Below are 19006 nucleotides of genomic sequence, written 5' to 3' on the forward strand. Positions count from 1 at the left end.
GTGGCGGCGCTCGGTGTCTATTCCGGCCACCAGCACGACCTGTTCGCCACCATCTCGGACGAGAACTCCGAGCGGGTGAAGCGCCAGAACAGCCGCCGGATCAGCGTCGTCATCGGCAATCCGCCCTACAACGCCTGGCAGGAAAACTACAATCAGAACAACGCCAACCGACCCTACGAACGGGTCGATCAGCGCATCGCGGCGACCTACGTCAAGGAAGGCACGGCCCAGAACAAGAACAGCGTCTATGACATGTACACCCGCTTCGTCCGCTGGGCCTCGGACCGGGTGAAGGACGAGGGCGTCATATCCTTCATCATCGGCCGCAAGCCCTTCGCCAAGGCCGCCTACGACGGCTTTCGCAAGGTGATCGCGCGCGAGTTCGCGGAAATCTGGGTCTTCGACCTGGGCGGCGACGTGCGCGACAATCCCAAGCTGTCGGGCACGAAGCACAACGTCTTCGGCATCCAGACCGGCGTGGCCATGGTCTTCCTGGTCAAGAAGAAGGGCCACAAGGGTGGGGCGGTCATCCGCTACGCGCGGCGGCCCGAGATGGAGACGGCGGAGGAGAAGCTGTTGGCGATCTCTTCCATCGGCGGGCTGGGCAAGCTGACGGTCGAGACGATTCAGCCCGACAGGAAGAACGATTGGCTCAACCTCAGCGACAATGACTGGGACAGTCTGGTGCCGCTCGTCGACCCGAACGTCGCGGCGACACGGACGACAAGCCAGCACAAAGCCGTCTTCCGCCTTGTCTCAAATGGCTTGAAGACCCAGCGGGACGAGTGGGCATACGACGTCGAGAAGGGTCAACTGGCGGCGAAGGCACGTCAAATGGTTGACGTCTATGAGGCGACCCGCCGGGATGTTTCGTTCCCGCATCGCGAGACAATCAAGTGGGACCGCGAGCTGACCCGCTATCTCGGCAAGGGTGTGGTCAAGACATTTAGCGAAAGAGCGATAGTGAGGGCGGCTTACAGACCCTTCACGACGCGCTGGCTCTACTTCGATCCGCATTTCAACGGGATGACCTACCAGCAACGGTCGCTGTTTGGTTCGGGCCAAGCGAACACTGCAATCACTTGGAGCGATACCGCATTCCGCGCCGACTTCATGTCCTTGGCGACTGATGGCCCTTGGGACCTTCATTTCGGGGCTTCAAGCGATGGGTACCAAGGCGTCGGCCGCTACCGCTACGTCGGCACCGAGCGCCTCGACAACATCACAGACTGGGCCCTCAAGTCGTTCTCCGACCGCTACGGCAAGGCCGCTGCGATCACCAAGGACGACATCTTCGCCTACGTCTATGCCGTGCTGCACGACCCGGTGTACCGCGAGACCTATGCCCTGAACCTGAAGCGCGAGTTCCCGCGCATTCCGCTCTATCCCGATTTCCGCAAATGGCGGGACTGGGGCCAGCGCCTGCTCGACCTGCACATCGGCTACGAGACGGTCGCGCCCGCCGCCCTTACCCGCACCGACACGCCCGACCCCAAACGGGCCGAGGGCACGACACCGGCGGTCAGGCTGAAGTCCGATCCCGACAACGGGATCGTGGTGCTGGACGCCGACACCCAGCTGTCGGGCATTCCGACCGAGGCCTGGCGCTATCGCCTGGGCAACCGTTCGGCCATCGACTGGGTGCTGGACCAGCACAAGGAAAAGACGCCCAAGGACCCGACCATCCGCGAGAAGTTCAACACCTACCGCTTCGCCGACTACAAGGAGACGGTCGTGGACCTCTTGGCGCGCGTCGTCACCGTCAGCCTGGAGACCGTCGCCATCACCGACGCCATGGTGGCCCTGCCGCCCTCCGCCCGCGAAACGAAGAAAGCCGACGCATAATGGCGACCGCAGCAGACGTGCCGACCCATGAGCAGTTCTGGTGGCCCATCGTCGAGCGGCTCAAGGCTCATGGCCGCTCGATGACCATCGCTGAGATGGTGGAGGACGTCTCCCAATACATGGGGCTCAGCGAGGACGTCCTTGCGGTTCGCGTGGGCAAATACAACGAGCTCGCGGTTGCTCAACGTATGGGCTTCGCGAGGAGTTGGCTCAAGCTCGCCGGTGCCGTGGAGAACAGCCAACGCGGCGTCTGGACCTTGACGCCCAAGGGCGCGGAGATGACCCGGGAAGACCTGGACGAGGAGGTCCGCCGGATCAATCGGGCCTATGTGCGTAAGGCCAAGGCGGTGAGCGGGGTTTCGCCAGACCTTGATCCGGTCGAAGCCGAGGACGCCTCGGGCGACTGGAAAGACCAGTTGATGGCGCTGTTGCTCGCCCTCGACCCGGCCGCCTTCGAACGCCTCTGCCAGCGCCTGCTGCGCGAGTTCGGCTTCATCAAGGTCGAGGTGACCGGCAAGTCGGGTGACGGCGGCATCGACGGCACCGGGGTGCTTCGCGTCAACCTGCTGTCCTTCCACGTCCTGTTCCAGTGCAAGCGCTACGCCGGCTCCGTCGGCGCGGGCGCCGTGCGCGACTTCCGGGGGGCCATGGTCGGCCGCACCGACAAGGGCCTCATCATCACCACCGGCACCTTCACCGCCGACGCCCGGCGCGAGGCGACCCGCGATGGCGCCCCGGCGATTGATCTGGTCGACGGCGACGCCCTGTGCGACCTGCTCAAGGATCGCGGCCTCGGCGTCACCGTCCGCATGGTAGAGGAGGTGACCGTCAACGAAGCCGCCTTCGCCGACTTCTGATTCCCCTCACATCATCACGAAGGTGTCCTTCAGGGTCGACAGGGCCTGGGCGGCGCGGATGATGGCGTGGGCTTCGGCGACGCGGCCTTCGGCCAGCAGCCAGGAGGACCGGGCGACGGCCAGGCGGACGGCCTCGGGCACGGGGACCGGCCGTTCGTCCGGCTCGGGCGGCAGGGTCAGGGCCACGGCCTCCAGCGGGCCGACCGCCGGCGCCGGGCCGTCGGGGGCGCCGCGCACCGGCTTCAGGTCGAAGCGCCGGGCCATGGCGGCGCGGGTCCAGTCCTCGCGCGACGCCTTCTTCCTGAGATTGGCCAGGCTGACGTCGAACCGGCGCGCCACCGCCGGCGCCGGCTCCCCCGCCAGATAGGCCTCCCGCACCCGGGCCCAGGTCTCCGGCCCGCGATATTTGCGCAGTCTGAAATGATCCATGACTGCAGTCTGGCACGCCGCAACGTCAGTTTCGGCCGTATCGGCGTCCCGCCTGTCCCGGCATCTGGCCGGAAAACGTCCCCGAATTCCCCGCGGTGTCCCCGCCCAATGCCACCCTCTCCCCTTGTGGGAGAGGGCTTGAGGCTCGCAGAGCGCAGCGATGCGCCAGCCGAAAGGGTGAGGGGTGCACCTTGTCCGCTGGCCCACCGCTGGCCCCCTCACCCTTTCGCGCAAAACCGTTCGCCTGCGGCTCACGGGCGCTCAAGCCCTCTCCCACAAGGGGATAGGGTCGCCGAAACGACAAAGGACCGCCCCATTTCCGAAGCGGCCCTGTTGCCTGTTGCCTGTTGCCTGACCTCAGCTGTCCAGGAAGCTGCGCAGCTTCCGGCTCCGGCTCGGATGTTTCAGCTTTCTCAAGGCCTTGGCCTCGATCTGGCGGATGCGTTCGCGGGTGACGCTGAACTGTTGCCCGACTTCTTCCAGGGTGTGGTCGGTGTTCATGCCGATGCCGAAGCGCATGCGCAGCACCCTTTCCTCGCGCGGGGTCAACGACGCGAGCACGCGGGTCGTGGTCTCGCGCAGGTTCGACTGGATGGCCGCGTCGATCGGCAGGATCGCGTTCTTGTCCTCGATGAAGTCGCCCAGGTGCGAGTCTTCCTCGTCGCCGATCGGGGTCTCCAGCGAGATCGGTTCCTTGGCGATTTTCAACACCTTGCGCACTTTTTCCAGCGGCATGGCCAGCTTTTCGGCCAGCTCTTCCGGGGTCGGCTCGCGGCCGATCTCGTGCAGCATCTGGCGGCTGGTGCGGACGATCTTGTTGATCGTCTCGATCATGTGGACCGGGATGCGGATGGTCCGCGCCTGGTCGGCGATCGAGCGGGTGATGGCCTGACGGATCCACCAGGTGGCGTAGGTCGAGAACTTGTAGCCGCGACGGTACTCGAACTTGTCGACCGCCTTCATCAGGCCGATGTTGCCTTCCTGAATGAGATCAAGGAATTGCAGGCCGCGGTTGGTGTATTTCTTGGCGATGGAGATGACGAGGCGCAGGTTCGCCTCGACCATTTCCTTCTTGGCCTGACGGGCCTCGCGCTCGCCCTTCTGGACGGTCTGGACGATGCGGCGATAGTCGTCGATCGGCAGGCCGGCCTCGGTGGCCACGGCGGCGACGTCGGCGCGGATCTTGGCGATCTGGGCGGCCTCGTTGTCGCTGAACTTGGTCCAGCGCACGCCCATCTCCTTGACCTGCTCGGACCAGTTCGGGTCCAGCTCCTTGCCGAAGTAGGACTTCAGGAACTCGGGCCGCGAGATGCCGTAGCTGTCGGCCAGGCGCAGCAGCCGGCCTTCCAGACCGATCAGCCGCTTGTTGATCGCGTACAGCTGCTCGACCAGGGCCTCGATGCGGTTGTTGTTCAGCTTGACCGTCTTCAGCCGGTCCGAAATGCCCGTCGACAGGGCCTCATAGGCCTTGCGGTCCTTGGCCGCGAGGTCCTCGCCCCTCAGCCGCGTCTCGACCAGCTTCTCCTGCAGCTTGCGGAACGCGTCGAAGTCGCCGGCGATGGCGTCCAGGGTCTCCATGACCCCGTCGCGCAGCTCCGCCTCCAGCGCCGAGATCGACATCCCGCCGCCATCATCAAAATCCTCGTCCTCGTCCTCATCAGATTCCGCTTTGATTTCAGCACCTTCCTCGGGCTCAGGCGCGGGCGGAACCGGCTGACCGGGGATCGGCGGCTGGGGCTGGTTGTGCGGCAGTGACGACGGATTGATCACGCCGTAGGTAGCGTCCAGGTCGATGACCTCGCGCAGCAGGATGCGGTTGTTGGCCAGTTCGTCGCGCCACACCATGATGGCCTCGAACGTCAGGGCGCTCTCGCACAGGCCCGAGATCATCGCGTCGCGACCGGCCTCGATCCGCTTGGCGATGGCGATCTCGCCCTCGCGGCTCAGCAGCTCGACGCTCCCCATCTCCCTGAGATACATTCTCACGGGGTCATCGGTGCGATCATACGTCGGCTTGGCGTCGCCCTCAGTGACGGAAGTCTCAGCCTTTTCAGCGAGTTCTCCGCCGGACGACTCGGCCGCGTCCTCTTCGGCCTCCACGACGTTGACGCCCATTTCGGACAGCATCGCCAGGGTGTCCTCGATCGCGTCGGGCGTGACCTCTTCCGACGGCAGGACCTTGTTCAACTCCTCCATCGTGACATAGCCGCGCGCCTTGGCCTGTTTGATGAAGCGTTTGACGCCGGCGTCGGTCAGGTCGAGCAGGGGGCCGTCGGTCTGGGCTTCGGTTTCCTGCGTCTCGGTCTGCGCGCTCATAAAGTCTCGTCTCCGTCCGAGAGGCCCGTCCGCCTCATCGACAAAATTGCAACAACCGTTCCAAAACAGAACGCGCGAGGCGAATGTTCGTTACGAACCGCCCGTATCGCCTGCTGAAACGTCCCAAATCGTCCCGGTCCTGATCGCGCGTCGCAAGGCGTCACGCTCCGCCTTCAAACGAGCGAAGGCGGAGGCGTCGAACGCCTGATCGGCGCCCGACTTCGCTGCGGCCAGCGCCTGCTCCAGACCCGCGATGCGGGTCAGGGCGTCAAACGCTTGCGACCAACGGACCCGAGCTTCGGCGAGGGGCGCACTTGCGGCCAGGAAAGGCGCGCCGGACTTCGCCGCCGCCTTCTCGACCTCGCGCACTAAAGCATCGTGACCAGAACCGGCCAGATGGCGACGCAGGGCGGCGCTGTCAAGGCTCTGGCCGCTGAAACGGAGCCTGACCAGTTCCTGCGCCAGCCCGTCCAGCGCGTGATCCCCAAACCCGTGGGCGGCGATCGCTTCCAGGTGGTCATCCATACGCTCGGGATCGTCGATGGCGCCGTGGGCCAGGGCGGCCGCGACCGGCTCGATCGCCCGGTTCAGGGCCTGCATGGCCTGGGCGCCTTCCGCCGTCTGGCCCAGCTTGGGCGGGGGGCCGGGACGCCAGCGCCCGCCGCTGGACGTCTGGGGCGCGCGCGCCGGCTGGGATCGGGCGGGGAACAGGGCGTCAAAACGGTCGAACAGGTCGCGGCGGTATTGTTCGGCCAGATCCTTGTCGCCCACGGCCGCCGCCGCCTGACGCAGTCGTCCTTTCAGCCCCGCGCGGCGCTCGGGCGTATCCAGCGGCTCGACCTCCACCTCGCGCCGGAACAGGACCTCTGCAAAGGGTCGGGTCTCCGCCAAGGCCTGCCGCAGGGCCGGCGCCCCCTTGTCCCTCAGGATGTCGTCCGGGTCCTGTCCGCCTTCCAGCAGGGCGAAGCGGAACGACTTGCCGGGTTTCAGCAAGGGCAGGGCCCGCTCGATGGCGCGATATGCCGCCCTCTGCCCCGCCCCGTCGCCGTCGAAACACAGCACAGGCTCCGCCGACACCCGCCACAGCAGGGCCATCTGCTCTTCGGTCAGGGCCGTGCCCATGGGGGCCACGGCCGGGATGCCCGCCCTCTGGCAGGCTATGACGTCCATATAGCCTTCCACCACCACGATGGACTGGCCGCCCTTCTGTTCCGCCCCCAGAATGCGCCGCGCCTCGGGCAGGCCGTAGAGGGTGGCCCCCTTGTGAAACAGGGGGCTCTCGGGGCCGTTCAGATACTTGGCCCGGTCGTCGGGATTCATGGCCCTGCCGCCGAAGCTGACGATCCGCCCGCGCGCGTCCAGGATCGGGAACATCAGCCGGTCGCGGAACCGGTCATAGGGCTGGCCGCCGCCCTCCGGTGAGATCAGCATCCCGGCCTCGACCAGTTCGCCCGGCTTGGCGCCGCGCTGGACCAGGGCCTGCTTCAGCCCTTCGCGGTCATTGGGCGCATAGCCCAGGCCGAATTTCTCCCATTGGTCCTCGGGCAGGCCGCGCCGTTCCAGATACTCGCGCGCCGCCTTGCCGACCGAGCGGCGCAAATTGGCGGCGAACCATTTCTGGGCCAGGTCCATCCAGTCGGCCAGACCCTGCCGCTTCTGCTCCCGCTCGGCCGCCTGCGGATCCTCGGCCGGCAGGGCCATGCCCGCCTCGGCCGCCAGCCGCGTCACGGCCTCGACGAAGCTCAGCCGCTCGGTCTCCTGCAGGAAGGAGATGATGTCGCCGTGCTTGCCGGAGGAGAAGTCGTGAAAGAAGCCCTTGTCGTCATTGACGAAAAAGCTCGGCGACTTCTCTTTCGAAAAGGGCGACAGGCCCGCGAACTCCCGTCCCTGACGCTTGAGTTTCACCGTCCGCCCGATCACGTCGGACGGCCGAAGGCGGGCCTTCAGTTCTTCGATGAACCTCTCGTCGAAACGCACCCGGGTTCTTTACGGAGCGACGGGCCCGTCGTCCACGCCGCTCACCGCCCTGCGTGGGCCGGTCCCCGGAACACGGCGTTGGCGAAGATCGCGTCCAGCCCGGTCATATAGCCCCGGAAGGTCGGATCCTGGACGAAGGCGATGACCCAGCCCGACCCCTGGGACGACGCCATGACGGCGGGTTTGAAGGCCAGCTGCTTCCTGTTCTCGGCCCACAGCTGGCCCGAGGCCAGAAGCTGATCCGCCGCCGGGAAGCGGACCACGTTCGTCCCCTCGTCCCGCGTCAGGGGGGAATAGATGTCCGAGCCCTGGACCAGCACGTTCAACGTCGGTGAAACGCCCGAAGACAGCCAGTGCTCGGGATCGACCTCGGCCCGCGCCAGGACGCCCGCCACCGAATCCGGCGAGCGATCGCCCGCGTGGATGAAACGGTCATAGGCGGCCTGGGTCTCGATCAGCTTGCCGTCCCCGCCCTCGGCTTCACCCCCCGCCGCCTGCTGGCGCCGCGAGGCCAGCAGGCCGTTGGCCGGGTCCGTCAGCATCCGCGTCGCCGACCCCAGGCCGATCAGGACGCCGCCCTGCTCGACCCATGCCTTGAGGTGGGTCACGCCTCCGGCGCCCAGCGTCCCCTTGTAGTCGCCATAGGCCGACGGCAGGACGATCACGTCGAACCGCGACAGGTCGGCCCGACCGAGGTTCTCGGTCCGCACCACCGTCACCGGATAGCCCAGCCGACGCTCCAGGACATAGCGGGTCGCGCCCACGGCGGTCGGATTGGTCGGGGCGTCCCAGGCCAGGGCCACGCTCGGCGCCTTCAGCGCCACCGCGTCGCCGGACCCGAAACTCGGCCCGTCCGACACCCAGCTGTCGGCGATCCCCACGATCTCGGCGCCGGTCTCGGTCGCCAGCGCCTGCATCCGGCCGGTCAGGTCGGCCGCATTGCCGGTCCGGGGAATGACCAGGGTTCCCGACGGCCAGCGGCGCCCGGCATGGGTGAAGGGCCTGTCCATTGACCGCAGGGCCACGCCCTGACGCAGGGCGGCGGTCATCAGCTCGGTTCCCGCCATGCCTGGCGTGACCAGATAGCCGTAGGCCGCCTCCGGATCGGCGATGTTCGAGGCTGGTCGCAAGGTCTCCGACAAGGCCGCGACCGCCACCGTCGGCGCCGTCGCGCACCGTTCCGACGGCACATTGAACAGCAGGGGCAAGGACCAGGCGGTCACGTCATAGATCTCGTCGCCCAGGCCCCTTGCGCGGCGTCGCTCCTGTTCGGCCAGGAAGTCGGCGGGGACGGCCACGTCCCTGGCCAGCAGCACCTCGGCCATCCGACGCTGCGGCTGGCTGAGGTTCACGACATAGGCGCCGGCGGGCCAGGACTGGCCGCAGGCGGTGAATCCGGCCTGGGCGCGCCCGACCTCGACCCCCGATTTCACCAGCAGGCTCGCCAGACGATCCGTCGCGATCGGGTCAGCGGCGTTCCGCCCCAGCACATAGGCGCCTCGTCCGGCGACCCCGTCCGCATGATAGGCGTAGAAGGCGTTCAGCAGCCGGTTGTGGTTGACCGAGGCGGTCTCGATCGTCGCCAGGGCCGCCAGGGTGTGGTTCCGGACCGTGTCGCGATAGGTCAGGATTTCCCCCGACGACCGCCGCGCCTCAAGCCCCCGCGCCGAGCCCTGTTCGTAGGTCATGGACACCGCGCCCAGATACCCGGGCCAGCCGTCGCCATAGCCGGGATAGAAGGCGTCGAAGACCTGGCGGTTGAAATAGGCCTGCCCCGCCCGGTCGAACCACCGTGCGGTGTTGCGGCCGAAGATCTCCCGGCTCTCCAGCGTCGAAGGCGCGATCCAGGGGTTCAGCGGCTGGGCCTCGGGCGGGAAGAAGAAACTCTCGTCCGTGCCCATCTCATGGGCGTCGACCACCACCTGGGGCCGCCATTCGCGGATCAGGGCGGCGTGGCCGCGCGTCTCCGGCTGGGTCTGGATGAACCAGTCGCGGTTCAGGTCGAACAGGTCATGGTTGAAGCGACCCCCGGGCCAGGGCTGGTCCCGTTCCGCCGACAGGGGATCGGGATTGGCCTGCGTCCCGAACCCGGCGTTGAAGCTTTGCAGGAACCGTTCGCGGCCGTCGGGGTTCTGTGACGGAACCACAAGCACGACAGTATTGGCCAACCACCCTTGAACCGCCGGATCACGAGACGCCAGGAGATGATAGGCCGTCGCCAGGGAGGCGTCGGCCGGGCTGATCTCGTCGCCGTGGACCGAGTTGGCCAGCCAGACGATCACCGGCTGATCGGCGATCAGGGCGTCCGCTTGGGCGCGGGTCGTGCGACGCGGATCGGCCAGGGCGCGGGCGTTGGCGCGGATCTGGTCCAGACGGGCGATGTTGCGCGGCGAACCGATCGCCGCCCAGAACACCGGCCGGCCTTCATGCGAAACGGCCGACGACCCCAGGACCACCCGGTCGGGCGCCGCGGCTTTCAGCGCGTCGAAGTAGCGGCGCAGGTCGGCGGCGGGGGTGATCCTTCCCCCGCTGTCATAGCCGAGCACCGAGGCGACGGTGGACACGGCCGGGTCGTAGGTCGCCCCCGCCACGAGCGGGGTCGCCGAGCCTTGGGGCGACGGCGACCGAACCTGCGCCGCAACGGCGCCGGTCGTTAGGGCCAGGACAAAACACACACCGGCGCTCAACGCGCCCTTGAACTTCCGCATACGGCCCTCCCGGAACAACCCGGGTCGGGTTTAACGCTTCACCAGAAAAAGAAAACGTCCGGCGGCGGTGTGTTTGACCCGCTTGATCAACGCCGGGTCGGGGGACAATGTAGAGTTATGGGTTCAACAGTCGCTTCGCGTATGAGTTCATCGGGTTCGCAACCGTTCCCCGTGACCTTCGATCAGGAACACGCCTTGAGATGGGAACGGCTGGTCGAGGAATTCTCCGCCGACGGCCTGATTCACCTGACCTATGGCCTGGCTGAGGTCGACACGTCTGAAAAGCCCAGCCTTTGCGCCGACCTGGCGATGTCGACAATGAGCCGCGCGCTCATCGAGCAGCATTTCAAGCACGGCTGCCTGGCTTTCGATCCCCTCATGCGCGCGCTGCGCGCAGGGCGACTGGAGCCTCTGGCCTTCGACATCGAGGCCATGGAGATGGCGTCCGACATGTTGTCCGAGATGCGCGCCATCGGCCTGAAGAGCGGCCTGCTCTTCCCCCTGCCGCCTCAGGCGGGATGTCCGGTGGCGGGATTGATCGCCGCCTCCCCCCTCTCCTATCCGCAGATCGTCGAACTGCTGCAACGCGAGGGACAGCGGCTGGTCGCCCGGGCGCATCTGTTTCATGCGCGCGCCGCGGGCGAGCTCATGCGACGGCGTGACGGCGTGGCGACCTTGACGACCCGCGAGCGAAGCTGCCTGCAGATCATCTCGCGCGGAGAGCGGGTGGCCGCCGCCGCCCACCAGCTGGGTCTGTCGGAGGCGACCGTCGAACTCCACCTGCGCAACGCCCGGCACAAGCTCGGCGCCCGCAGCCTGCCGGAGGCCGTGGCGCGCGGATTGTTGTACCGCCAGATCGACGCCACATAGGGACCAAACCTAAGGTTTTCCTTAGGTTGAGCCATCCGACCGCGTTCGCCTAATAAGGGTAGTCCGGCTGGCCCCCCACAATCTGGCCGGACGACGGAAGACGCCGTCGGACGCCTTCCGGCTATCAAGTTCCGACAGGACGCCCCGGGCGGCTCAGGCCGCCCGGGGCGTTTCTAATTCCACGCCCAGCCCCACGGCCGCTCCCGCCCGCTTGACGTCTCACACAGTATGCGCCATACACTGTGTGACACACACTATACGACGAGCAGGGTGCAGATGCCGAACGAGGGCGAACTTTTCGAATCCATGCGGCTGGAGCTGCGGCGCGGGTCGCTGGTTCTGGCCGTCCTCGCCCGGCTGCGCGAGGAACGCTACGGCTACACCCTGCGTCAGGCCCTGGCCGGCGACGGGCTGGAGATGGAGGAGTCCACCCTCTACCCCCTGCTGCGCCGACTGGAGAGCCAGGGCCTTCTGACCAGCGAATGGCGCGAGGAAGAGAAGCGGAAGAAGCGCTTCTATCGCCTGTCGCCGCTGGGCGAGCGTGTGCTGGCCGCCCTGGCCGAGGAATGGCGCGGCATCAACGCCTCGCTCGACAAGATTCTCTGACATTTCGATTTTGAGGAGGGACCCAACATGACCCAGACCGCTCAAACCCTGACCGAACGCTATCTGAAAGCCGTCGCCGCTCAACTGCCCCAGGCGACGCGCGACGACATCATCGCCGAACTGGCCGACGCCATCGCCGACCGCATGGAGGCCCGCGAGGAAGACCTCGGCCGCCCCCTGACCGAGGACGAACAGGAGGCGGTTCTGCGCGAGATGGGCCATCCCCTCTCCGTCGCCGCCCGCTACGGCTCGGGGCCCCAGCATGTCGTCGGGCCGGAACTCTATCCCTGGTGGATGTTCGGACTGAAGGTCGGCATCGGCGTCATGATCGCCCTGACCCTTCTGGGGCTGGCGGTGCGCGTTCTCTCCGGCGACATCCTGGCCGGCCAGGCCATCGGCCAGGCCTTCGCCGACGTCTTCTCCAGCGCCATCACCCTGATCGGCTTCGCCACCATCGCCGCCTTCATCATCGAGCGGCAGAAGGAAAAGCCCGCCTTCCTGCGCGACTGGCGGGTCAAGGATCTGGGCCTGTTCGAATGGGCCGCCTTCGATCACGAATCCTTCGGCCGGAAGGTCGCGGAAGGCGCCGCCTCCACAACGTCCAAGGGCGCCTATGCCTCCAGCTGGGGCAAGGGGAGCATGCCGCCGGTCGCCGGCGCCCTGGCCAGCGCCGTGGGCTGGTTCGTCTTCCTCCTGTGGTGGACCGGCCTGTTCCGGGTCGTGCCGGTGTCGATCGGCGATCTGGGGGCGACCATCGACGGGATCGACTACAGCGTGATCCTGAACCAGATCGCCGCCGCCCTCTACTGGCCCGTCATCGCCTATGCCGTGGCCCGTATCGTCTTCGGCCTGTTCCGCGCCTGGCGCCCCGAGGCGGTCCGTCTGACGGGTCTCGGCGATCTGTTGCTGGCGGGGGTGCGCATGGCCTTCTGTTCCTGGCTCCTGACCGCCTCGACCCTGTCGCCCCTGATCCGCCCGGCCGGGCTCGACGACTTCATCCGGCGGGTCCAGCTGATGGTCCACGAAGGTCAAGGCGCGCTGTCGACCCTGCTGACGATCATCGTCATCATCACCTTCGTCACCGCGGCGTGGGAGGCCGTCACCGCCGCCACCCGTCTGATCGGCGGAAAGGCGGCGGTCGGCACCGGGCCCCGCGCGGCCTGAGGCCGCCCGCCCGCCTCTCCACCTGAATGTCCGAAAACCGCGAGACATGGGCGCCCCGTGCGCCCATGTTGTCGTCATGGAAACCGCCGCCGCCCCTCATGCCGATCTGGACCAGGACGCCTGCTATCGCGCCGTCCTGACCCGCGACGCCCGGTTCGACGGCCGGTTCTTCGGCGGGGTGAAGACGACCGGGATCTATTGCCGTCCCATCTGCCCGGCGCGCACGCCGCTGCGCAAGAACATGGTCTTCTATCCCACGGCGGCGGCGGCCGAGGAGGCGGGCTTCCGCGCCTGTCTGCGCTGCCGACCGGAGACGGCGCCCGACATGGGCGCCTGGCGCGGCACCTCCAACACCGTCAGCCGGGCTCTGAGCCTGATCGAGGCCGGAGCCCTGGATGAGGCCGACGTCGACGCTCTGGCCGGACGACTGGGGGTGGGCGAGCGCCAGCTGCGTCGGCTGTTCCGCCAGCATCTGGGGGCCGCCCCGGTCAGCGTGGCCCAGACCCGGCGCGTGCTGCTGGCCAAGACCCTGATCCATGACACCGACCTGTCGATGGCCGAGGTCGCCCTCGCATCAGGATTCGGCAGCGTGCGTCGCTTCAACGAGACCTTTCAGGCCCTTTATGGCCGTCCCCCCTCGGCCCTGCGACGTCGCGGCGAACGCGCCGGCGCGGCCCCGGGCGTTCGCCTCTCCCTGCCCTATCGCCCGCCCTACGACTGGGACGCCCAGATCGCGGCCCTCGCCGCGCGGGGTGAAACGGTAATGGACGGCCGCTGGACCCGCGAACTGACGCCGGAGATCGACGCCGCCTCTGGTCGCGTGACCGTCGCGCGCGGCCGACACGACCGTCTCGACATCGTGGTGGAGGCCGACGATCTGCGCGTCCTGCCCGCCGTTCTCGCCCGGATCCGGCGCGTATTCGACCTGTCCGCCGACCCCGCCGCCATCGCCGCCGACCTGTCCGCTGATCCGGTTCTGGCGCCCCTGATCGCCGCCCGGCCCGGCCTGCGTCTGCCCGGCCGGTGGGTGGATGACGGCGAAGACGCGCCGAGCGACCGCCTGCCGCCCGATTTCGACATGCGCCTGAGGGCGCGCGCGGACCGCTGGCGTCCCTGGCGCGCCTACGCCGCCCTGCATCTCGCGACCGCCGGTCTGAACATGGCCGGGCTGGACGCCGCCGACATCAAGGAGACCCGTGATGAGCCGCAAGCTGCCTGAAGCCCTGATCCTCGACCGCATCGACACTCCGGTCGGCCAGGCCCTGCTGGTCGTGGACGGCGACGGCACCGTTCGCGCGCTCGACTTCCACGACTATGAGCCTCGCCTGCGTCGCCTGCTGCGCCTGCACTACGGCGCCTTCGACCTCACACCGGGCGCCGCGCCCGAGGCGGTGCGCGCGGCGGTCGCCGCCTATTTCACGGGCGATCCGACCGCCCTCGACAGGCTGGACGTCCAGACGGGCGGCACCGATTTCCAGCGTTCCGTCTGGGCGGCCTTGCGCGCCATTCCCCCCGGCCAAACCCGCACCTACGGCCAACTCGCCGCCGCCATCGGCCGGCCTTCGGCGGTGCGGGCCGTGGGCCTGGCCAACGGCTCCAACCCCATCGCCGTCATCGTCCCCTGCCACCGCGTCATCGGCGCGAACGGAACCCTGACCGGCTATGCGGGCGGGCTGGAGCGGAAACAATGGTTGCTTGAGCACGAACGCAAGCACGCACCCAAACAGGCGGCGGCCTGAAGGCCCGCGCCCCCACCAAGGCCGTGTCGGGTCGGGAGGTCCCGAAGGGCCGACGACCACGGCCCGCCTTTATGGCAGACTGGCGAACCCGCCCGTGCACAGCCGAAGCTCGCTGGCCTTGCGCACCGCCATCGGCGCGGCGCTGAACCAGTAGCCGGCGTCCTCATTGCGATGGGCGCGTTTCCGCTCCAGCCCGCGCAGGCGGCGCAGGGCGGCGTTCTCGAGCAGGCGCGCATGCAGGGCGCGCGGCGTGGCTTCGGTGATGGCGGGCGAGCCCGGAACGGCGACGGCGTCGGGTCCTTTGGGCTCCACCGCCGGTCGGACGACGGAGATGAACATCGGATCGGTCTTTCGGTTTCGGGATTGCGACGCCGATCGCGTCTTGGCCCCCACAGACCTCCTCCTTCTGAGGCGGTGCGTTTCGACAATCCACAAGCCCTGTGGACAGTTCCGTTGTCGGATAAAAATATGCTGTAAATCAGTCGCTTATCATCTCGATTTCGACATAGTGGTTAACCGGAGGTTAATGCCGCAACTGGCGAAGCCGCGCCCCTTTCCAACTCGTCGCGCGCCGCAACGCTTTTTAGTTGCGATTCAACTTAAGATTGGATTCCATGGCCTTGTGGGGGCGGGCATGGACATCGAGACCTTCATTCGCCGGTGGCGCGATCGCGAGGGCGGGGCCGAGCGGGCCAATGCGACCATGTACCTGCTGGAGCTGACCCAGGCCCTGGACCTGCCGCCGCCCGACCCGGCCGGCGCGGACACCGCGCACAACGACTATGTCTTCGAGCGCGCGGTGCGTTCGCCCTTCTGCGACGCGGGACCGCCGAACCGCATCGACCTCTACAAGCGCGGCTGCTTCGTGCTCGAGGCCAAGCAGTCGCGCTGGGCCCCGCGTCAGGACGGCGCCTGGCGGGCCCCGCCGGACGGGCGTTGGGACGCGATGATGCGCCGCGCCCGCGCCCAGGCCCACGGCTATGTGGCCCTGCTCCCGGCCGACCATCCGGCGCCGCCCTTCCTGATCGTCTGCGACGTCGCCCGGCAGTTCGAGATCTGGGCCGACTTCTCGGGAACCGGTCGGGGCTATACGCCCTTCCCCGACCGCACCGGCTTCCGCATCGCCCACGAGGCTCTGATAGAGGCCGAGGTCCAGAACCGTCTGCGCGCCATCTGGACCGCGCCGCAACGACTGGCGCCGATACTCAGCCTTCATCAGATCGGGTCCGACGGCGGCCTTTATCCCGTGAGGCCCCGCCCCTTCGCCGCCGCGAGCTCGCTGCGTGCTCTGCCGCCCGGACCCCGGCTGCGGTTCACCCCCGTCGATCCGCCTGGTCCCGACGCCCTGCCCCAGCATAGCGGCGACCAGCCCCTGGCCGTCCAGGCGGCCCTCGTTCGCGCCGGGGCGCCCCTGGCCACGCACGATCTGGCCCGCCGCTTCCACGGTCGCCGACGTGAGGCAAGGATCGAGCGCGCCCTGACCAGCCTGCATCGCTACGGCCACGTCAGCCGCCTGCCCGACGGACGGTGGATCGCGGCCCAGAGCCTGTCGCAATCACCTTGATCCATTCGTCGTCGGTCCCCAGTTGGTGGGTTCGAGCCCGAACGCTGGAGACGCCGCATGTCCGACTATCGCCTTGTGATCCGAAGCGTCGGCGGGCCGGAGGTCATCGAGATCGAACCCATGGATCTCGGGCCCGTCGCGCCCGGTCAGGTGCGCATCCGCCATCGCGCCGTGGGGCTGAACTTCATCGACGTGTATCGCCGCTCGGGCCTCTATCCGACCGACCTGCCCTCCGGCATGGGGACGGAGGCCGCCGGGGTGGTCGAGGCCGTGGGCGAGGGCGTGACCGGCGTTCGGGTCGGCGACCGCGTCGGCTATGTCAGCGGCCCCCTCGGCGCCTGCGCCACGGTGCGCGATCTGGCGCCCGAACACCTGATCCCCCTGCCCGACGCCGTTTCCGACGAGGTCGCGGCCGCCAGCCTGTTGAAGGGGATCACCGCCGCCTTCTTGATCGAGGAATGCGCCAGGGTGCGGCCCGGCCAGTCGGTTCTCGTCCATGCGGCCGCCGGCGGCGTCGGCGCCATTCTGGTGCAGTGGCTGCACCGCCTCGGCGCCCGTGTCATCGCCCATGCCGGTTCCTCGGAAAAGGCGGCCCTGGCTGAGGCCGACGGCGCCGACGTCGCCCTGTCGGTTCCCTTCGACCAGTTGGCCGCCGCCGTGCGCGAGGCCACCGACGGACGCGGCGTCGACGTCGTCATCGACGGGGTGGGCGCCGACAGCTGGGCCGCCTCCCTCGCCTCGGTGGCGAAGCGCGGCCTTCTGGTCACCTATGGCAACGCCAGCGGTCCTGTGCCGGCCTTCAACCCTCTGGACCTGATGCGCGCCGGGTCGATCTTCGTCACCCGCCCGACGATGAACGACTATGCGACCACGCCCGAGGAGCGCCGCGACCTGTCCAGCCGCCTGTTCGCCCTGATCGAGACCGGGGCGGTCAAGGTCGCCATCGGCCAGACCTTCCCGCTGAGCCGGGCCGCCGACGCCCATCGCGCCCTCGAAGCGCGCCAGACGACGGGTTCGACCGTGCTGACGGTCTAGGCGCCGTTCCGCGTCAGGCCGCGGGGCCGCTTACCGCTCCCAGTCCCCCACCGCCGCCTGCCACAGGCTCATGGCGGTGATCGCCGCCGTGTCGGCCCGCAGGATGCGCGGCCCCAGGGACACCGCCGTGGCGTAGGGCAGGCCCCGCAGCCGCTCGCCTTCCTCGGGCGAGAACCCGCCTTCGGGCCCGATCAGAATGGCCCAGGGTCCGGGTCCCTCCGCCGTCAGGGCCCCGATGGCCGGGGCTCCGCCGGTCTCGTCGCAGAACATCAGGCGGCGGCCGTCTTCCCAGCCGTCCAGCACCGCCTCCAGCTTCACCGGGTCGTCGATCACGGGCACGTCCAGACGGCCGGTCTGCTCGGCCGCCTCCTCGGCGATGGCGTCCAGACGATCCAGCCGGATGCGGTCGGTGTTGGTGCGCCGCGTCACGACCAGCCGCACCCGTTTGGCGCCCAGTTCGGCGGCCTTTTCGACGATGGTCTCGACGCGAGCCTTCTTCACCACGGCCACGATCAGTTCGAGGTCGGGACCGAAGACCTGCGGCCGGGTCTGTTCGACGGCCTTCAGGATCACGCCCTTCTTCAGCACCTCCGCCACCTCGGCGCGCCACTCGCCGTCGCGGCCGTTGAAGATCAGCAGGGCGTCGCCGACGCCCAGCCGCATCACCTGGGTCAGATAGCGGGACTGGTCCAGGGTCGGGGCCACGGCGGCGCCGGGCGACAGGTCAGAGGTCACATAGAGACGGATCATCCCGTCTTTTCGCCTCAGCCGACGGTCAGGTCCAGCGGGCGGGAGGCGAACATCGTCCCGGCGCCCAGATCCATCACCACCCGTCGGTCGCGAAACGCCGCCATGCCCACGAGAGCGGCCGGGAAGCCGGGCACGGGCAGGCCCGGATAGATGGGCGTATCGACGGCGCCGTGCTCCACCCCGCCGATGGCGACGCGCCCGGCCCGGACGATGCGCGAGGTCATCACCCCGCCCAGGACCAGACTCTGGCCCTCGGTCTGGGGGCGGCCGTCCAGCAGGCCGGCGCTGCGGGCGGTTCCCTCGCTCAGAGCCAGATGCGACGACGAGCCCGTGTCCACGACCGCCTCGACGGAGGCGTTCTCGACCGTGACCGAGGTCTTCAGGCTGCGGCCCGCGCGGCGGACGGCGACCGGCAAAACCTCGGGCGGCGGCGTCGTGCCCGACGGCAGGAGGCGCAACCGCCGCTCGGCTCGACGACGCGGCGTCAGGTCCATGTCCAGCACCGCTTGCCCCAGGACGTCCTGTCCCAGGATCAGGGGGGTGGCCAGTCCGTCCGCCCGCGCCAGTTGACCGAGGTCGAGGATGGCCGCCTGCAGCCGGTCGATCCGGGCGCCGCCGACCTGCACCGACAGGGTCGTCCCCCGCCCCATCTGGGGAATGCCGCCGACGCCGTAGGCCACCAGCGGCATGTTGAAGCCGCCGGTCAGGCCCAGGGTCTCGAACAGGCGGCCGTCGATCACCGAATACTGGGCGCCGGAATCGATCAGGGCGCGCACCGGGCGGCCATTCACAACCACGTCGGCGGTCGGAGTGTCGGCGCGCGGCTCGGCCCAGTCCTGCCAGTCGTCGCCTGTGAAACTCACGTCCGGCCGACGCCACACCACCTTGTCGCGCAGGACGACCCCGGCCCCCACGGCGGCGCCGAACAGCCCCAGCCGGAGCAGCAGCTTCCTGCGATTCATGCGGAGAGGCGCCTCATGCCCCAGACATGGCCGGTTCGTCCGCGCCGCGCCAGTGGGTGCGGCCAACTGTATCGCGGCCCTCGCGACCCGAGCCGGGGCAAGCCTTTGCCGTCGCCCGTTGCAATCCGGGTCACAGACGCAAACTTTCGCCGCACAGACCGCCTTCGGGGGTGACGCCCGGGCG

16 protein-coding genes are annotated in these 19006 nt (G+C 68.5%); 9 read left to right on the forward strand and 7 right to left on the reverse strand.

Annotated elements, in window-relative coordinates:
* Both ACT6QK_RS04715 and ACT6QK_RS04720 read left to right on the forward strand, forming a co-directional pair.
* Positions 1-1845, forward strand: a 1845-nt coding sequence (locus ACT6QK_RS04715) for a type ISP restriction/modification enzyme (protein WP_444596655.1), incomplete at its 5' end; no start/stop codon positions are given.
* Complete coding sequence (locus ACT6QK_RS04720; RefSeq protein ID WP_444596656.1) at positions 1845-2702, forward strand: restriction endonuclease; 858 nt, start codon at positions 1845-1847, stop codon at positions 2700-2702. The genes ACT6QK_RS04715 and ACT6QK_RS04720, both read left to right, overlap by 1 nt.
* 6 nt (positions 2703-2708) lie before the next feature.
* Here ACT6QK_RS04720 and ACT6QK_RS04725 read toward each other — a convergent pair whose 3' ends face one another.
* From ACT6QK_RS04725 to ACT6QK_RS04740, 4 genes are all read right to left on the reverse strand, one after another.
* Complete coding sequence (locus ACT6QK_RS04725) at positions 2709-3131, reverse strand: hypothetical protein (protein ID WP_444596657.1); 423 nt, start codon at positions 3129-3131, stop codon at positions 2709-2711.
* Positions 3132-3488: 357 nt separating this feature from the next.
* On the reverse strand, positions 3489-5447 hold the full coding sequence (gene rpoD, locus ACT6QK_RS04730) for an RNA polymerase sigma factor RpoD (protein ID WP_444596658.1): 1959 nt from the start codon (positions 5445-5447) through the stop codon (positions 3489-3491).
* Between the two features lie 90 nt (positions 5448-5537).
* Positions 5538-7424 (reverse strand): DNA primase, encoded by a 1887-nt coding sequence (gene dnaG / locus ACT6QK_RS04735; protein ID WP_444596659.1) that lies wholly within the window; start codon positions 7422-7424, stop codon positions 5538-5540.
* Between the two features lie 41 nt (positions 7425-7465).
* The gene (locus ACT6QK_RS04740; RefSeq protein WP_444596660.1) at positions 7466-10132 is read right to left on the reverse strand and encodes a M14 family metallopeptidase; all 2667 of its coding nucleotides are present in this window, start codon (positions 10130-10132) and stop codon (positions 7466-7468) included.
* Between the two features lie 171 nt (positions 10133-10303).
* Here ACT6QK_RS04740 and ACT6QK_RS04745 point away from each other — a divergent pair, with 171 nt between their 5' ends.
* The 5 genes from ACT6QK_RS04745 (at position 10304) to ACT6QK_RS04765 (ending at position 14511) form a co-directional block, all read left to right on the forward strand.
* Entirely contained in the window at positions 10304-11002 is a 699-nt protein-coding gene (locus ACT6QK_RS04745) for a helix-turn-helix transcriptional regulator (RefSeq protein ID WP_444596661.1), read from the forward strand.
* A 276-nt stretch (positions 11003-11278) separates the two neighbouring features.
* Entirely contained in the window at positions 11279-11608 is a 330-nt protein-coding gene (locus tag ACT6QK_RS04750) for a PadR family transcriptional regulator (RefSeq protein WP_444596662.1), read from the forward strand.
* Between the two features lie 27 nt (positions 11609-11635).
* Positions 11636-12772 (forward strand): HAAS signaling domain-containing protein, encoded by a 1137-nt coding sequence (locus ACT6QK_RS04755; protein ID WP_444596663.1) that lies wholly within the window; start codon positions 11636-11638, stop codon positions 12770-12772.
* Positions 12773-12848: 76 nt separating this feature from the next.
* Positions 12849-13991: a bifunctional transcriptional activator/DNA repair enzyme AdaA gene (locus ACT6QK_RS04760; protein ID WP_444596664.1), complete on the forward strand. Its 1143-nt coding sequence runs from the start codon at positions 12849-12851 to the stop codon at positions 13989-13991.
* Positions 13972-14511 (forward strand): methylated-DNA--[protein]-cysteine S-methyltransferase, encoded by a 540-nt coding sequence (locus tag ACT6QK_RS04765; protein ID WP_444596665.1) that lies wholly within the window; start codon positions 13972-13974, stop codon positions 14509-14511. The genes ACT6QK_RS04760 and ACT6QK_RS04765 overlap by 20 nt, the downstream gene beginning before the upstream one ends.
* A 69-nt stretch (positions 14512-14580) precedes the next feature.
* Here the strand turns inward: ACT6QK_RS04765 and ACT6QK_RS04770 are convergent, their stop codons facing one another.
* Complete coding sequence (locus ACT6QK_RS04770) at positions 14581-14850, reverse strand: hypothetical protein (RefSeq protein WP_444596666.1); 270 nt, start codon at positions 14848-14850, stop codon at positions 14581-14583.
* A 295-nt stretch (positions 14851-15145) separates the two neighbouring features.
* Here ACT6QK_RS04770 and ACT6QK_RS04775 point away from each other — a divergent pair, with 295 nt between their 5' ends.
* Together ACT6QK_RS04775 and ACT6QK_RS04780 are read left to right on the forward strand one after the other, a co-directional pair.
* Positions 15146-16075, forward strand: coding sequence for a type IIL restriction-modification enzyme MmeI (locus tag ACT6QK_RS04775; RefSeq protein ID WP_444596667.1), 930 nt, complete (start codon positions 15146-15148; stop codon positions 16073-16075).
* Positions 16076-16132: 57 nt separating this feature from the next.
* The gene (locus ACT6QK_RS04780; protein WP_444596668.1) at positions 16133-17110 is read left to right on the forward strand and encodes a quinone oxidoreductase family protein; all 978 of its coding nucleotides are present in this window, start codon (positions 16133-16135) and stop codon (positions 17108-17110) included.
* A gap of 30 nt (positions 17111-17140) precedes the next feature.
* On the opposite strand, the gene ACT6QK_RS04785 is transcribed toward ACT6QK_RS04780, so the two are convergent.
* On the reverse strand, positions 17141-17860 hold the full coding sequence (locus ACT6QK_RS04785; RefSeq protein ID WP_444596669.1) for a 16S rRNA (uracil(1498)-N(3))-methyltransferase: 720 nt from the start codon (positions 17858-17860) through the stop codon (positions 17141-17143).
* Positions 17861-17874: 14 nt separating this feature from the next.
* Positions 17875-18822: an aspartyl protease family protein gene (locus ACT6QK_RS04790; RefSeq protein ID WP_444596670.1), complete on the reverse strand. Its 948-nt coding sequence runs from the start codon at positions 18820-18822 to the stop codon at positions 17875-17877.
* Positions 18823-19006 lie beyond the last annotated feature (184 nt).

The organism is Brevundimonas sp. (assembly GCF_052436175.1).
In the GTDB taxonomy this organism is placed as follows: Bacteria; Pseudomonadota; Alphaproteobacteria; order Caulobacterales; family Caulobacteraceae; genus Brevundimonas.

Excerpts from the sequence above, each read along its gene's own strand:
- ACT6QK_RS04720 (WP_444596656.1), top strand. The coding sequence starts at position 1,845 with ATGGCGACCGCAGCAGACGTGCCGACCCATGAGCAGTTCTGGTGGCCC.
- ACT6QK_RS04725 (WP_444596657.1), bottom strand. The coding sequence starts at position 3,131 with ATGGATCATTTCAGACTGCGCAAATATCGCGGGCCGGAGACCTGGGCC.
- rpoD (WP_444596658.1), bottom strand. The coding sequence starts at position 5,447 with ATGAGCGCGCAGACCGAGACGCAGGAAACCGAAGCCCAGACCGACGGC.
- ACT6QK_RS04740 (WP_444596660.1), bottom strand. The coding sequence starts at position 10,132 with ATGCGGAAGTTCAAGGGCGCGTTGAGCGCCGGTGTGTGTTTTGTCCTG.
- ACT6QK_RS04750 (WP_444596662.1), top strand. The coding sequence starts at position 11,279 with ATGCCGAACGAGGGCGAACTTTTCGAATCCATGCGGCTGGAGCTGCGG.
- ACT6QK_RS04755 (WP_444596663.1), top strand. The coding sequence starts at position 11,636 with ATGACCCAGACCGCTCAAACCCTGACCGAACGCTATCTGAAAGCCGTC.
- ACT6QK_RS04760 (WP_444596664.1), top strand. The coding sequence starts at position 12,849 with ATGGAAACCGCCGCCGCCCCTCATGCCGATCTGGACCAGGACGCCTGC.
- ACT6QK_RS04765 (WP_444596665.1), top strand. The coding sequence starts at position 13,972 with ATGAGCCGCAAGCTGCCTGAAGCCCTGATCCTCGACCGCATCGACACT.
- ACT6QK_RS04770 (WP_444596666.1), bottom strand. The coding sequence starts at position 14,850 with ATGTTCATCTCCGTCGTCCGACCGGCGGTGGAGCCCAAAGGACCCGAC.
- ACT6QK_RS04775 (WP_444596667.1), top strand. The coding sequence starts at position 15,146 with ATGGACATCGAGACCTTCATTCGCCGGTGGCGCGATCGCGAGGGCGGG.
- ACT6QK_RS04780 (WP_444596668.1), top strand. The coding sequence starts at position 16,133 with ATGTCCGACTATCGCCTTGTGATCCGAAGCGTCGGCGGGCCGGAGGTC.
- ACT6QK_RS04785 (WP_444596669.1), bottom strand. The coding sequence starts at position 17,860 with ATGATCCGTCTCTATGTGACCTCTGACCTGTCGCCCGGCGCCGCCGTG.
- ACT6QK_RS04790 (WP_444596670.1), bottom strand. The coding sequence starts at position 18,822 with ATGAATCGCAGGAAGCTGCTGCTCCGGCTGGGGCTGTTCGGCGCCGCC.